15 protein-coding genes are annotated in these 15908 nt (G+C 34.1%); 2 read left to right on the plus strand and 13 right to left on the minus strand.

Going from position 1 to position 15908, the window contains the following annotated elements; all coding sequences use genetic code 11:
- Window positions 1-26: 26 nt before the first annotated feature.
- The 13 genes from A1704_RS17325 to tssO all read right to left on the minus strand — a co-directional run bounded on the left by A1704_RS17325 (window position 27) and on the right by tssO (window position 14185).
- The gene (locus A1704_RS17325) at window positions 27-2522 is read right to left on the minus strand and encodes an ATP-dependent Clp protease ATP-binding subunit (RefSeq protein WP_062675333.1); all 2496 of its coding nucleotides are present in this window, start codon (window positions 2520-2522) and stop codon (window positions 27-29) included.
- Window positions 2523-2793: 271 nt separating this feature from the next.
- Window positions 2794-3399 (minus strand): hypothetical protein, encoded by a 606-nt coding sequence (locus tag A1704_RS17330; protein WP_062675646.1) that lies wholly within the window; start codon window positions 3397-3399, stop codon window positions 2794-2796.
- Window positions 3400-3497: 98 nt separating this feature from the next.
- Window positions 3498-4133, minus strand: coding sequence for a PepSY domain-containing protein (locus tag A1704_RS17335; RefSeq protein ID WP_131797533.1), 636 nt, complete (start codon window positions 4131-4133; stop codon window positions 3498-3500).
- A gap of 81 nt (window positions 4134-4214) precedes the next feature.
- Entirely contained in the window at window positions 4215-4757 is a 543-nt protein-coding gene (locus tag A1704_RS17340) for a hypothetical protein (RefSeq protein WP_062675335.1), read from the minus strand.
- A gap of 266 nt (window positions 4758-5023) precedes the next feature.
- Window positions 5024-5725 (minus strand): DKNYY domain-containing protein, encoded by a 702-nt coding sequence (locus A1704_RS17345; protein WP_062675336.1) that lies wholly within the window; start codon window positions 5723-5725, stop codon window positions 5024-5026.
- Window positions 5704-6636: a hypothetical protein gene (locus tag A1704_RS17350; RefSeq protein WP_062675337.1), complete on the minus strand. Its 933-nt coding sequence runs from the start codon at window positions 6634-6636 to the stop codon at window positions 5704-5706. Before A1704_RS17350 ends, A1704_RS17345 begins: the two co-directional genes overlap by 22 nt.
- Window positions 6623-6793, minus strand: a complete 171-nt coding sequence (locus tag A1704_RS24530; RefSeq protein ID WP_157885782.1) for a hypothetical protein — start codon at window positions 6791-6793, stop codon at window positions 6623-6625. The genes A1704_RS17350 and A1704_RS24530 overlap by 14 nt, the downstream gene beginning before the upstream one ends.
- A 12-nt stretch (window positions 6794-6805) precedes the next feature.
- Window positions 6806-8731, minus strand: a complete 1926-nt coding sequence (locus A1704_RS17355; RefSeq protein WP_062675338.1) for a type VI secretion system Vgr family protein — start codon at window positions 8729-8731, stop codon at window positions 6806-6808.
- A 173-nt stretch (window positions 8732-8904) separates the two neighbouring features.
- Window positions 8905-9312 carry a type VI secretion system tube protein TssD gene (gene tssD / locus A1704_RS17360; protein WP_062675339.1) on the minus strand — a complete coding sequence of 136 codons (408 nt, stop codon included), beginning with the start codon at window positions 9310-9312 and terminating at the stop codon, window positions 8905-8907.
- A gap of 387 nt (window positions 9313-9699) precedes the next feature.
- Complete coding sequence (gene tssR, locus A1704_RS17365) at window positions 9700-12105, minus strand: type VI secretion system protein TssR domain-containing protein (protein ID WP_062675340.1); 2406 nt, start codon at window positions 12103-12105, stop codon at window positions 9700-9702.
- Window positions 12106-12152: 47 nt separating this feature from the next.
- On the minus strand, window positions 12153-13064 hold the full coding sequence (locus tag A1704_RS17370) for a PKD domain-containing protein (protein WP_062675341.1): 912 nt from the start codon (window positions 13062-13064) through the stop codon (window positions 12153-12155).
- A gap of 48 nt (window positions 13065-13112) precedes the next feature.
- Entirely contained in the window at window positions 13113-13637 is a 525-nt protein-coding gene (locus tag A1704_RS17375; protein WP_034697149.1) for a type VI secretion system transmembrane protein TssO, read from the minus strand.
- Between the two features lie 11 nt (window positions 13638-13648).
- Window positions 13649-14185 (minus strand): type VI secretion system TssO, encoded by a 537-nt coding sequence (tssO, locus tag A1704_RS17380; RefSeq protein WP_062675342.1) that lies wholly within the window; start codon window positions 14183-14185, stop codon window positions 13649-13651.
- Window positions 14186-14364: 179 nt separating this feature from the next.
- Between tssO and A1704_RS17385 the strand changes: the two genes are divergently transcribed.
- Together A1704_RS17385 and A1704_RS17390 are read left to right on the plus strand one after the other, a co-directional pair.
- Entirely contained in the window at window positions 14365-15036 is a 672-nt protein-coding gene (locus tag A1704_RS17385; protein ID WP_062675343.1) for a response regulator transcription factor, read from the plus strand.
- A 317-nt stretch (window positions 15037-15353) separates the two neighbouring features.
- The gene (locus tag A1704_RS17390) at window positions 15354-15644 is read left to right on the plus strand and encodes an HU family DNA-binding protein (protein WP_002984212.1); all 291 of its coding nucleotides are present in this window, start codon (window positions 15354-15356) and stop codon (window positions 15642-15644) included.
- Window positions 15645-15908: the final 264 nt, after the last annotated feature.

The raw sequence follows: 15908 nt of genomic DNA on the forward strand, positions 1-15908 counted from the left end.
AACAAATTGGCCTTTTTACTTTATACTTAATCTACTTTCCAGCTTAATTTTTCTTCGTCTTTATTCCAATCTACATGAATAGTCTGGCCGGATTTCACTTCTTCTCTCACAATCATTTTAGAGATTGGTCTTGCAAGCTGAGCACGGATGACCCCTGAGATCTGTCTTGCACCATACTTACTGCTAAACCCTCCTAATGCAAGGTTTTTCACAGCTTCATCGGTAATTTTCAAAGCAATTCCCAATCTTGTTAATGAAGTATGAAGTGATTTCAGCTGAATATTAAAGATTCTTTCTGCAATAGATTCTGTGATCGGTGCAAAAGGAATAATTTCTGTAATTCTTGCCAGGAACTCAGGTCTGAATCGTCCGGAGTTTGACATAATCTGCATGAGTGAAGATGATTCCGGAATTTTTCCTTCTTCAAACTGTTTTACAATTTCTTCACTTCCGATATTGGAGGTAAACAGGATCAATGCATTGCTGAAATCTCCTTCTTTACCTAATTTATCATGAACTTTCCCTTCATCCATAATCTGAAGGAATACATCAAAAACAGAATGGTGGGCTTTTTCAATCTCATCAAATAACACAACAGTATATGGCTGTTGTCTGATTTTATTAACAAGCATTCCTCCTTCTTCATATCCTACATATCCCGGAGGCGCTCCGTATAGCAACGCTGCGGAATGTTCTTCTTTAAATTCCGACATATCAAAGCGTACCATTGCCTTTTCATCGTTGAAAAGTAATTCTGCCATTGATTTTGCCAGCTCTGTTTTACCAGTTCCGGTAGGTCCAAGAAGGAAGAACGATCCGATAGGCTGTCCCGGTTTGTTCAATCCGCTTCGGTTTTCAACAATAGCATCGGAAAGGATTTTTAGTGCATGATCCTGCCCTACAACCCTGTTCAATAGAAGGGATTCCATATTCAGGAGTTTTTCTTTTTCCTGAGCCTGAATTTTCCCGATTGGAATATTGGTTTTAGCGGCCATTACAGCTGCCAGCTCCAACCTGTCTACTTTTTCTCTTTTCTTGGCAGCATGCTGTAAAAGTTCTGCGTAAGTATCTTCAATGATTTTCTGAATCTGATCTACCGGCATAGAGTTGTCGATGGAAGGCTGCTCGCTGAGTGATCCCCACAAAATTGGGCTTATTTTGTCTCTTAGCAGGTTATATGTCCAGATCAGTTCATCAGCTTTATCTTTGCTGTCTGTATATTCTTCCTTCAGAATTACATCATAGCTTTCTTTCCAGCTTTCAAGTTCTTTTTCGGAAAGTTCATCAAGCATTTTGATGGCTGCCATTGTTCTGTCTAATAAGTCAATAGCGGCGTCCGGTAATTTTTTACCTTTTGCATATCTTTTTGCCAGACGTACACATTCCGGAAGGGCTGTTTTTTCCACTTCAATACCGTGGTGCTTTTTGTATCCTTCAAGGAGTACATCGATCATTTTGACGCATGTTTTCTCATCCGGTTCAAGAACGGTTAACACCTCAAAACGACGGTTGAAAGCCTGTTCCGGCTCTATAATTTTTCTGTATTCTTCCTGCGTAGTAGCTCCGATTACAGTAATTTCGCCTCTGGCAAGCTCAGGTTTCAAGAGATTGGCAACGTTTCCGATGCTTCCTTTCGAATCTAAAAGGGTGTGGATTTCATCAATGAAAAGAATGGCTTTTTCAATTTTCTTACATTCATTGATGACTTTTTTCAGGCGGTCTTCAATTTCCCCTTTATAAGAAGTTCCGGCTAATAATGCTCCGGTGTCCAGTTCTAAAAGGGTACCGTTTTTAAGCATTTCAGGAACATTTCCTTTAATAATTTCTGTAGCAAAGCCTTCTACCAAAGCTGTTTTTCCTACTCCTGGTTCCCCAATGATGATCACATTCGGTTTGCTTCTTCGGCAAAGGATTTCCACCAGCATTCTGAGTTCTTTGTCCCTGCCGATGATATTTTCTATTTCTCCTTTTCTTGCCTGCGCCGTTCTGTCTACACAATAGCTTTTAATGGAAGGAAAGGAAGAGTCTGAATAGTCTGAACCATTTGAAAATAATGATGAGAAGTTCCCATCTTCTGAAACGGTAAACGGAGTATCTTTTCTGTATAGATTAAAGATCTCATGTTCTCTCAACGGAAGTGACTTTAACTGCTGAAGAGAGAATACAACCTGTGGTTTTACAATGGCTGTCAGGATACAGATAGGAGTAATCTCATCCAATCCTAATTTTAAACGGATATCATCAGCTTCTTCAATAAGGGTATCCACTGCATCATCCTGTCCTACTTCATCGGGAAGATGGCTGGTTTTCGGATATTCTTCGATACGGACATCTGCCCATTCATAGAAATAGCCCGGATCTTTATCTATGCTTTTCAGGAATTCATTAAGTCCGATATCTTTATGCATTAAAGCCTGCAGGATGTGCGGGCCACCATAAGTTCCATTATAATTTTCCTTCGCTATCGACTGAGCAATGTGAAATAGTTGCTTTACTGTTTCGTTGGTTACTAGTACTCCCATTTATAATTTTCTTATATTAATATATTGGCGTTCTGTTGTGCTTACGATTTGATGATTTTAAAGTATATTTTTCATCTCTTTTTTCAAAGAATTAAAACTTATTCTTTTTGTGCAGCTAAAATTAGCTATTTTATTCTAAACGATATAAAGATAGTTAATTCTTCAATTAGAGAAGTAACAACGGTGCTTTTTGTTTTTAATCGTAGTTCTGATGGTGACATATTACTTTTCTGGATCTCTTTCCGGCCAAAATAGAAAAAAGATTAACCTATTAACGGCTCACAAACGGAACCACTTTTTTCTCAAGTTCTGTACCTGATTGACCATCTAAAACAACTTTTTGAATATCTCCATCAGGGATAAGGTATTCTATTACCCAAACTTTTTTACCATCAAGAACCTGTTTTAATACTCTAGCTTGGTAACCAGAATCATGGTAGCCTTTAGGCAGATCAATTTTATTCTTTTCACAATACATTATTACCTTTTCAGGAGTAAAACTATATCCTTCATCTGTATATTCTTCCTTAGTAAGCTTACCTGATTTATCAAAATGATATAATATTCCGACGGGTGAGCCCGTGTTAAATGCCAATGATTTATTTTTTATGTACCCATTTTTATAATAGAATTTATCTGATTTATAAAAAGAATTCTCATAGTAAATACTTAATTTATATCCACCTTCAGAAGTAGAAAAGATTTCTTTTCTTCCTTCTGGAGTTTCAATACATCTGTCATCATCTTTTTTCTTAGAATTCTGTATGGTAATCTTTTCAAATTCATTACTAATTTTTGGAATCATTGTCTTTTGTAATTCCTGCGATTGAAATTGAGTAAAGAAAACTAACCCAGCTAATATTATTATTTTATTCATAATATTCTTTTTGTACATTGATTGTTTTTCAATAATACAGCGTATATGTTAATGACATTCAAAATGTAATTCCCACTGTTAGTTCATAACTAAAAAAATCAATTGTTTATAAATTCTGACTCTCTTCTTGAAATTACTTTACCGGAAATACTATCCAAAATTATATTTTCAACACGATTCGACTTCTTTAACCATTCTATTTCCCAAATAGGTTTTTCATTTTCTATTCTTCTTGAAATTATAGTATGAAAACCTGTACTTTTTAATACCGGACCTTTTGTAATGGGAATAACTTCTTTTTCACAGAATTTTAAAATATCTTCAAATGTATATTTGTAAGGCTTATCACAATCAATCTCTTTAATCAGCTTTCCATTTTCATCAAAACTATACCAAATTCCTTTTTGAAAAGGAGCTCCCCAAGGTACATTAAACATAATTCCCTTATATTTTATATTTCCATTTGGATAATATGATTTAGACAGCATAAAATAAGAACCTTTATATGATTCAGTATAATATTTACCAGAGTTTGCCATACTCATTTCAATATAGTTTCCATTGGGCAGAAACTCTCTTACAACATCAGTTTCTTTTTTTGCTGATTTACTAAATTTGTCTTTATCAAACTTTTCAAATCTGTTACTAATTTTAGGGATCATTGTCTTTTGTAATTCCTGAGATTGAAATTGAGTAAAAAGACCCAACCCAACTAATATTATTATTTTATTCACAATATTTTTTATAGGTTATTGTTTTTTTACATTGGGAAAAATAAAGGTATAACAGTAAAAAAAAACTTTTAATTTCATAATTTAAGAGCTACTTAACTTCATCAAAAAAAGCTGGTTATACTTTTCTATCGTTTTATCATCTGAAATATTATTAGCTTTATAAAAATCGTTTTTTGGCATCAATGTTTTCATAAACCCATGATGCTTAACCACATCTGATTCTCTTCCGATATAAATAACGTTTATGCTATTATTTTCTTCATTCAAATAAATATGATTAATATGATCATTTGCATTTCTCATTACATTTTCAAATTTCAATATATTAACTAATGAATCTTTATAAGAAACATAAAGTTCATAGGTAGCACCTGCTTCCGTTTCTGCATTTATGTCATATTCTTTTCCTAAAAACAATAATGTATTTTCAGTTTTTGCTCCTCTATCATCTATCTTTATGATATTAATTTTAGTATTCTTCAATATATCTTCTTTTCCAAATACTTTAAATGTTTGTTCATTCATTTTTGTACAAGCTACAGTAGTTATTAATAATAATTGTAAGAAAACCTTAACGATGGTTGTTGAAAATCCCTTGATGTGTTGATTTAATAAGTTTTCCATTTTTATAGCAATTCATATTGTTAGCTTTTAAATACCTTACCATACCAGCTGTTCTTTTTTCATCAAAACTTATTACTAAACTAAATGCTCTAGTAATCTGTTCATAAAAGTATTAGTAAAAGTCCAACTTGCTTGTTTCTAAGCCCTTATCCTAAGTAATTTCTTTGTGTGATTTTTTTTAAAATATCTAACCCTGAAGGATAGAATTAACAAACAGTTTACATGTATTAATATTTTAAGATTTCATTATTATATAATAACTCTTCTTACCTATCAGAAAAATATTCTTTTTGGAGAGAGTCTTTTATTTTTTCATGAATAGGCAAATTTTTTACATCATCAATAGATAATTTGACTTCATTATGGAAGATACTTTCACCATCGAATCCCAAATAAATACTTTTACCATTAATTGAATTCATATATTTTTCGGTTTTAAATGAATTTATTTGGACACCCTCCAATTTCTGACAATTTATCCCTCCATAGCTATAAATATTCTTTTTATCTCTAATATAATTACCACTTAATAATTTGACTTCTGGAGACACTAAATCTAATATTATATATGGAGAATTATTATTTCTCGAAGTAGAGTTATAATAAATATTATTTACATCCTTGTATAAAATATTCTTTTCCACTTCCTGATAACTTGCTGTTTTTATAATAGCATCAGTACTCCATAAAGAATTTGTTTTTAAAGAAAAGATAGAATCCTGTAAAATTAATCCTTTATTTTTTGTCATTATCTTTTCATTAGTTCCCGCATATTGTATAGTATAATCTGATGAAATATTCACTTTACCATTATACATATATAGATTTAATTTTAGTTTTCTAATATTATTACTGTTATTAATTTCCTTTAATTGTGTATCATAATAATTGATCTGTTTTTGTCCATCACATGAAAGCATAATTAATAAAAACAAAATACTATATCCTATTTTTTTTGTATTTTCCATATTCCAAATTTTGTTGATGCTGTTTTATCTCTGGTTAAACTTGCTGCTCCAGACCAATTATTAACATTCATCTCTAACAACTTATCATCTATCAAAGAAAAATTTTGATAATCTCCTCTATCTCTTAATTGATCATATATTTTAAATTTCATATCACATGGATTTGAAGCATTTACAACAAGCAGCAATACATGATAACCATTTAAAATTGTAAAATAAAATACGTGATAACCAATTTTACTACCAATTGCATTTTTCAAATAATTTGATATTACATTTTGTTTTCCAGTATTATATTCCTTTGGTTGGTAATTACCTCCACCCTTAAAAGTACTTTGTTCAAAAATTTGAAAATTCTTAACAAAACCATAATCTTTAATTTGATCTATTCTTGTATAAGCATTATAAACATTTGCTTTATTATTTGAAGTTTCAGTTATAAAGTTTTTATTGTCCAATAATAACTTCCCTAATTGTTTGTCAGCAGCGATTATACATGCTGTATGTCGAGAAATAGAAATCTTATTTTCCTCAACTAATCTTTCCACATCTTTTTCAGAAAATACGTCTTTATAATCAACACATTTTATTTTAATCGTATTTAACGTCTTTCCTTCCACTTTTACCGTAATAAGAGTTTCACCAAGCTTTTTGCCCGTCACTTTTGTCTTTATTACCCATTCATTTTCAACACTCCAATAAGAAGTAGATAATGATATATTTGAATTATTAAGTTCAAATTTCAGATCACGCTTCTTATCATCATTTTTCCCACCTACCTTAAATCTAATTTCTCTTGTTTCATTCAAGCTAATGTTATACTCTACTATTCTTGTACATTCAAAATTTACAGAGGTAGGAAATATTTCTCTCGTGACTTTAAACCAAGTATTATAACTAACCCCTGCCATCTGCTTTTATTTTTTTTGCGCTATTGAACTCCAGATTATCTTCGATTGCATCGAATATCATTTTTTTACTGGTACTCATGTGAATTCTCCCAGCTAAAACAGCGTCCTTATTTTGAGTAATAATTTTAATATTCGAAGCTTTTCTTATAATTGCCATAGACGTTAATTTTTAATGATTAGTCCCTTTTTCACCACTATTCATATGTACAGTCTTAGCACTTTGTATAAGAATATCATCTTCTGAACTTATAGCAGTCATTTTTTTTGCAAAAATATCAGACGTTGAAGACTGTCTTGTATAATCATTATCCACCATCTCTGTCCGGTTATCAGATATTTCCATTCTATTACCCGTAGCAGTTTCTATAATATCATTACCAGCAGATATTGTAATATTATTTCCAACGTTTGTACTTTGGTTATTTCCCACCGTCGTCGTCATATTCTCTCCTACATTAATATTCATATTCTTACAGTTCAGGGTCATGGTTTCCGGTGCCGTGATATTAATATTACTTCCTGTTGTATCCAGATGGATTTCATTTCCGCTTTTATCTGTAATAATAATGCTTTCGTCTTCTGTAAAAACGATTCTATGGCCGCTTCGCGTTTGCATAGATTTTACACGATTGTCTGCACCTCCACCAAGGCCTATTCCGCCATGAAACATTCCTCCCATCACAAATGGTCTGTCAGGATGACTATGTACGAAATTAACCATCACCTGATCGCCTACCTCGGGAATAGCTACATAACCACGATTTTGAGTGATCTGATCGGTTCCTCCTGCATCGGGGCTCATTACTCTTACAAAGTGAGTGTTATCATTCATCTGCCAGTCGAATCTTACCTGAACTCTTCCCTGACCTTCCGGATCGGTATTGGAAATTACCGTTGCAATTTGTGGCTGTGCAGCCGGTACCGTAAATTCCGGTTTGGGCAGAAAACCCGTGTCTGCGGCAATGGATTCGAAAGTTCCCGCATAATGTCCGATCGTATCAATTTCATGAACGGCTTCTGTCACCATAACCTTCGTAAAATAAGATGTTTCACTGCTGTCCGGTTTTCTCATATGAATATCAGCAATACATCCGGGATGCAAAAAAGGAACGGTTGTAGATCCGGAAACCGAAAATACATTAACCGCTTCACTTCCTGACGCGCTTCTTTGAGAATGCTCCACATCCAGATGCGTTGTTGCTTTGATAGGCGCAACCTGCAGTGCCGGAGTTTTATAGATTTTATCGTTATGAGTATATGCTGTGCGGGCCAAATCACCTAAATGATCAACCGGAGTTTCCCCTGAGGTCAGTTTTTCATTTTTACTGCTGTTATAGCCATAATACTGAGGTTTTGTATGAACCGCTTTAAGCTCTACTTTAATATTATCTGCATTGCTTCCGTATAAAAGTTTTATAGGTTTATTCTGCGGAGGGAGCTTTCCAAAATGCAATACTTCACCATCATAATAAAATTGTTCTCCATAAGCTTCTGCCATTCTCGACAGATAATTATAATGGGTTTCGTTATACTGGCTGCTATAAATGATCTGGGAATAATCATTGGTCTCGACTCTTATATCAAACCGTTCTTTATCTATTCCCTGTTGTATTACTTCTTTGGCTATGATTCCCATATTAACAGGCTGGCTGCCGCCAAAGCTCTGAATATGCGGAGCACCGTCCAGCAGGATCGTTGGGCTGTATCCGGAAAGTACAATATTTCCCAGACTCATTTTTTCCTGACTGAATCCTACTTTGGTAATAACCCCGACAAAATTCCTTTCCGGACTCTCCTCAATATCTTTGTAGGAAATAACAGCTGTAAGACGTTTTCCCAGAAATTTGTTGGCTTCTTCAAGGGTATGGCTCTGCCTGTCTCCCAAAGCATCGTGAGCAAGAATAAGATTGAATTCGTGGTGGTGACCCGCTTTTTGTTTAAGAGTGAAATGTTTATAGTACTTAATAATTTTACCTTCTACAACCAGTGATAATTTAACCAGCCGGTTGATCCCTGCGTGATGATTCGCGGATATCCCGTCTGCATTCTGAGATGGGCGGAAAGAAGATCCTTTGGTCTTTGATTCGGTTTTCATATGCTTTGTGTTTGTGTTTGGTATTAAAGATAACAAAATTTATGTAACAGACACTATATAAATATGTTATAAAATAAAATTCTCAGGTATAGTTTTTTTATTCAGGCAAAAAAAGACCGTCTTAAATAGGGACAGTCTTTCTTCTTATGAATGTTGATAATGTGTGTCAGTATTTAGCTGGATGGCCATAGCCCAGCATATTGAGAAGTACCATAATCTATTGTTTCAGCACTGATTACGAAGCTGATCAGCATACTGTTGCTGTCGATAGCATCGAAATCTACCTGATGCTGGATTACATATCCATTCTGCCATTTCAGTGTAATCAATGTTCCTTCTTCGTGAGATTTGTTAAAAGTAATCTCTCCTACAGTCGGCTTATATTTACCGTTCAGCAAGCTTTCAAGGATATCTGATTTTTCAGTAGCTTCTACTGTAACCTTGATTAATGCGTTGGAAGGATCTGATGCTACACGTCCTGAAACATCTGTAGATCTGGAAACGCTGTAATTCATTTTTAACAGCTTCTGCCCTTCTCCATTATTGAATTTTAAGATTCCTCTTGAATTTCTTTCTGCCATGATTAGTAAATTTAATCGTTAGTAATATTTTGTGATGTGGTGATTGTGTTAGCAAATATAGAGGCTCTTTTCCGCTAAAAAAAACTTTTCTCTATAAATCTGAGATTTTGTAGTAGTTCTACGATTTAATGTCGTAATTCTACGACAATGGATTTACACACCACACGATAACATCCATTAATACAGTGTTTTAAATTATCTCTCCATTTTTAGATAAAAAATAATTTTACACATGAAGGAGAAATAATGAGGTTTAAGATTCAAAGTTTAAGGTTTAAAGTCCGAGGTTTCAGGTTTATGTAAATCAATTTTTTGGTCAATCTGTCTTTATGCGACAAAAAAAGCAGAAGTATATACTCCTGCTTTTAATATCATAAAATGAATTTTTTAATGTTTTGTGTATTCCGGTTGTTCTGTTGGAATTCTTGATGGAGTAAAGTACTCATTAAGCCAGTAGAAAGTCTGTCCGTTCTGCTGAATTTTTACAGCCGGATTGTTTCTGTTGGCAAGCATTCTGTCCGCTAAGTTTTTATAATGCTGGAAATAATTCTTTACCGTTTCACTAGGAACAACTTTTGATTTTTTCCAACCTTTCAGCTTATATTTAGCCATCAGTTCTTCTTCAGAAAGATCAAATCCTGTACTCATTCCGATAGCGTAAGACATTGGCAGCTCATAAAGTGCTCCTTTATCTAAGAATTTTATTGTAGGATTATATTTCTTCAACAGCTTTACATATTCTTTCACCGCTCTTGCCTGATTAAAGTCTGCACGGTCCGCCTGAGTGTTTCTGTAAACTTCAGTATAGAATGCTTTTAAGTTATCATATTCGGATTCAGAAATAAGGATTCCCTTTTCTATTGCCGGAGTATAATCTTTCAGATCTTTTGGAATATATCCTTTCACAAGGAATGGACTTCCGTAGTTGATCAGCTGTGCCGCAATTCCGGCAGAAACAGGATTGGTAAGTCCTGGATACAGATATTTATATTTCAGATCTACATCTGTTCTTCCTGCGCCTACCGATGAATGAAAATATTCATTCAGAGATTTATCAACAGTCTGATTGTCTAAAGTAACCTGCGCAATAAGGCTGTCAACAGATTTTTTCAGGAATCCCGGAGTGGTAATATCTCCTTTTTTAGGGAAAATAACGAATCCCTGAGACATACTCTGCTTAGGATAAGCTAAAGAGAAAAATCCTTCATCACCTTCCACAAGGTTGAAATTGTTTTTGGTAAGTACATCATATTGGTTGATGATCTTCTGCTTTTTAAGTTCAGCAATATTTTTAGCTGTATTGGTTACCACATTTTCTGCCATCAATACAAAATCATTATAAGTATCAGATGATCTTGCACTGGTCTGGAACATGATTAACCTTGCCTGAGCCTGCGTCAATGAGCTGATTACACTGTACATATTTCCGCTCTGGTTAGCAGAAGTACCTACAGTCACTACAATATTGGTTTCATCAGGAACATTTGAAAGAAGATTTCCAGCTGCAGTAAGAGCTTCTCCTACCGGCTGATAACCATTGTTGCTTGCGCAGTTCATTTCATTTGTTTTCTGATCGATAAACGAAGAAATCTTGCTGTAATCTGTACTTAAATTGGATACAGAAATATTCTCCCCACAAGGATTATTTTTATATAAAACCACTCCATATTTAACATTACTAAAATAAGATGGTTTTTCAAATCTAAGCTGCAGGTCCTGTAATAATGATTTTACAATAGGTGCATAAGGTGCATTGGCTGCACTTACATCTAGCGCGAAAACAATATTGATATTTTTATCTCTTTCCGTGATTTCTCTGTAACGGTCAAAATAGATGGGTTCTCCCAATACATTGGATACAAAGTTTTTGCTGTAATCTAAAATATTGGTGAAATATTTTGTCTTTGAATCAGGAGTTGGTGTTTCTTCTAAAGGGAGATTTACCGGGAAGATATTTTCAAGAGGAGTTCTCTTGTTTACATCAGTAAGAAGAACTGCGGTTTTGTTGTCAGCATCAGAAGCTGATCCACCTGGATGCCCTTCATGAATTCCCAGTGTTGTATCATTAATTCCTGTTGTATTTTTTAGTTTGATTGCAGAACGTTCTCCCCAGCTGGAAATTACATTTGAGCTTACCCATCCGTAAAGTCCTTTGTTGATACTGTCCATATCAACAGATGGTTTTTTACCTACCAGGAAACGTTTGTTATTTTCAGCCATCTTGTATACGTAAACAATTTGTCCGTTAGGAATTTTCACGTTGGCTGTTTCAATAAGGCTTGGTGAGTTGAACACCATAATAGAGTCGTTTTTGTAGTATCTTTCAGCATTTCTGATGACTTCGCTGTTATTAGGGACTACTGCGACTCTTACAGGATAACCTGTTTTTTCGCTTTTTAAGGCATTATTCCAAAGAAGGAGGTCAGATTCCTGAATCCAGCCGTATGTTTTGACTGATTTTGGGGAAACTTTTTTCATTAAAGCATCCGGAACATATTCCGCTACTTTTACCATTCCGTCTCTATGTTTTAAAACCATTAAAGGTTCAAGGAATTTCACTTCTTTGTAAGACTTCTCATCATCTTTATCCAAATAAGCTGTATTTCTGGATCTGTCTGAAATAACAATCCATGGCACTGACTTTTTTGGATATCCGTTAACGACAGGTGAAGCATCCACCTGCCCATATTGTGAAGGCTCCGGGGTTTTCTTTGACGGCAGTTTTACCTGGCAACTCGTCAATAATACTGATAACCCTATATAATATGCTGCTAGAGGAAATTTATTTTTCATCCTATTTAATCTTTTTATGATTGGCACATCCGTAAGACCGGACGAAATTATTTGCTTTGATTAATATCTACTTTAGTTACACAGTTCTGCGTATCATCCAGGTTTACTTTTACCGTCTGGATTACCGTATTTTTATCAAACTGAAGGCCTGCACAATACATGTAGAAGTTATTCACTTTGCTGTCATTTACTTTTACCACTGTATTTTCATTGTTACACAGATAAGTTTTCAGCAGGTAATTGTAATGCATATTGAAACTGTTTCCGTTGGCAATCTGCTGCAGGTGATATTTAAAATCATTGTCTACTTTGGCATAAGAGTCTTCTACTGAAACTTCATCTTCTGCAAGAGCATCATAAGCCGGAAGAATTTTGATACGGTGATAGATAGGATCCTGGCTTTGTTCTGTGTAAAGAGTCACCAGATACTCTCCAGGTTTTTTATAGGAATAGATGGTAAATTTATCCTTCGCATCTGTATTTCCAGACTCACCGAATTTCCATGCAAACTGTTTTGCATCAGAAACAGCGCGGAAAGTCACATTTTCATTTTGCATCGCCTGACTCACGGCTTCGATAGTCGTTTTTGTCGTTGCAGTATCTTTAGGTTTCTGAACGCTTCTTGCGCCTACCATTACAGGGAAAGATTTCGTGTACTTGTTGTCAACGATCAAGCTTACCTGATAGTACCCTGGTTTATTATAGAAGTGAATACCACTGTTTTTATCTGAAGTTGTTCCATCTCCGAAATTCCATCTTTTGGTTTTCGCAAACTGGGTTTTATCTTCGAATAAAAGTGTGTCTCCTACCGCCAATGAAGACGGATAAACCACCCCAACAATATCATCGGCTGAGTGTATTACCTTTTTCTGCAGCCACAGAGCAACCAATGCTGCGATCAGCAAAGTTGCAATAACACCGATAATAATGTTTTTCTTGTTCTTTTGAAAATAATTCATAGTTAGTAATTGTGATGTGTTTTATTTAAAGTTCCTAGTATTTATTGCTTACTGCATTCTTGCTTTCAGATCCTGCTCGCGCTGATAGAGCTTATTCTGCTTATCTTTAAATCCGATTCTGCATTCATCTACCTGTTTCTGGAAAATTTTAATGTCTTCAGAGGTGGTTGAAATGACTTTTTTGTCATCAAAATACATTTTATAAAATTTTGCGATCTGTGGATAGGCATCTTTGCGGATATCCACAACGTCAGTACTATTGAAATAGCTGTTAAGGTCGTTAACACCCAGCTGGATATTGTTTTCGATGAAAGGCTGTGGCCCGTCGTCCGTAAGTTTGGTAATCATGGTATACGTACTGTCCATGATAGGAAGAACAACTTTCTGGTGTTGTTCAAATTCGGCTTTCTGCTCAAGATTCTGAATTCCTCTTACATCTTCATCAGAAAAAGGAGATACAAATCCTTTTAAAAAGATCACTCCCAAAAATAACATTGCAGTTACCAGCATCAGTATTAAATAAAAAAACTGATAATGCCTTTCTTTCTTAGATAATGTGATTTGTCCTTGCATATCTTTTCTTTTTATCTTCTTCTTTTACTTCCTGTGAAATTTCTTGTAGGGTCTTTTCTCAGTTCATTATTGGTTACTTTGATCTTCCCCATGCATTCATCAAGATCTCTTAAAACTGTTTTCTTCTGATACTCCACTTCAATGATCTTGGCTTTTAAAGTCATCATCGGTACAATTTGCTTCATCAATAAAGCATAATGTTTAAAGCTCTGCACACTGTCTTTACCCATAATGTTTTTAGCATCTCTCACATTATCCATAATACTGGTTCTGAGAAACACTTCATTCTCCACCTTATTAATGCTAAGCTGGTTCATTTTGTCGTAAATATCATCAATGTGATCTTTAAGCACGTCACTTCGAAGCATCAGTTCTTTATAAGCTTCAGCTTCACGGCTAATCCCTTCGCGCTGTATGTCATAACTCTTAAAGAAGAGAAATAAGCACGTAAAAGATACAACCGACAAAACAACAAATGACAGAATAAACTTCCAAATGCCCGTTCTGACGTCAGATTTGTTTAATTTTTTTTCCCTGTTAGAAGACATAATTTGCGATTTGTTTGGCCTGTGAAAATATAAAAAAAAAATTTTATGCACAATACGTAATTTCCCCAACCCTGTTTCGTGAAAACCCTGATTAAATTAATATTAATTTTCACTTTGATAAGTTTTTCATAAATTAGACCTCTGAATTTTAAATATCATTCGCCAAATCGATATTAAGAATGAGTAAAATATTATCTAATACCGTACGTTTTTCCATTGCAGACAGTGATTTTTATTTTAAAAAAATAATGATCAAAACTCTTATGGAAAATCCTTTCTATATGCTTCTGAATGATTGTAACAATGGGCATGAACTGGTAAACAGAATCTACAGAAGACAGGAAGATGTGTTCATTATTGAACTCTTCATGCCGGTATTAAGTGGAATTGAAGCTATTAAGTATATCAGAAAAAACAATACTGAAACCCCTATTATTACGTATTCCGGCACTTATCAGGAAGATATGGCGGAAATCCTTTCGAAGATTCCCAATATTTATTACTGTCAGAAAAAAAGCACCATTATAAAGGATATTATTAAAGGAAGTATTGTGTCTGACGACTTCGACTATCAGGCTTATTCCAAAGAATGGGAACAGCAACCTCTTGCTGTACAGGAATACATGGACAGGCAGAAAAAAGGACAGGAAGAGCTGTCACCGGCGGAAATACAGCTTATGAGATTCTGTTATGAAGGATTCAGTAATAAAGAAATTGCAGAAAAACTGAATCTGAGTACCAGGACTATAGACACTTATATCAACAGGCTAACAGAAAAGCTGGGCTTAAAGACCAAACTTCATCTGATACGTTTCTGTGTAGAAAACGGATATTATAATTCCAGTTTATAAAAAATTTTGATTTCACTAAAAAAATCAATTCCTCGTGATGTATGAGGACAGAGAAGAGGATTTCAAAATATTATAATCAATATTAAAAAGTACTGTAAAGCCTGCTATAACCAGCATTTATTAAATTTTGTTCACCAAATTTCTGTACCTTTATCCGGCTGTATTATTTTATTGTTAAATAATCTTCACCACACCTTAATATAGTGTATACACAAAAAGTCCAACTCTTTGAATAAAAATATTTTGCCACTAATTTGCTAGTATTCAATTTTTTTAACTAAATTTGCACACCTAAAATTTAAAATTAAAATAAGGAAATGACAAAGGCAGAATTGGTAAACACCATCTCAAATAAGTTGGGAACAGAAAAGAATGAAACACAGAAAGTTGTAGAAGCTTTTATGCAGGAGATCAGAACTTCTATGTATAATGGGGATAACGTTTATCTAAGAGGTTTTGGATCTTTTATCATTAAAACAAGAGCTGCTAAAACAGGAAGAAATATTTCTAAAAACACTGCAATTGAGATTCCTGCTCATAACATTCCTGCTTTCAAACCTTCAAAATCTTTTGTTGAGAAAGTAAAAACTAAAGTTGCAGTAAAATAAGAACATTAACTGAATATTAACTAGTTACTAAAAAATTAAAATTATGCCAAGCGGAAAGAAAAGAAAAAGACACAAGGTTGCGACTCACAAAAGAAAGAAAAGAAGAAGAGCAAACAGACATAAGAAAAAATAATCTCTTTTTCTCGAGATTTACAATATAATAATATAGTTGGTGGATTTAAATTTTTAAAGTTCACTAACTATATTTTTGTTTGCAACTATAAGATTCCGCGGAAAACGGAGGGTTTCAAATATTATTTTAAT

Origin of the sequence: Chryseobacterium cucumeris (genome assembly GCF_001593385.1) — a bacterium.
Classification (GTDB): Bacteria; Bacteroidota; Bacteroidia; order Flavobacteriales; family Weeksellaceae; genus Chryseobacterium; species Chryseobacterium cucumeris.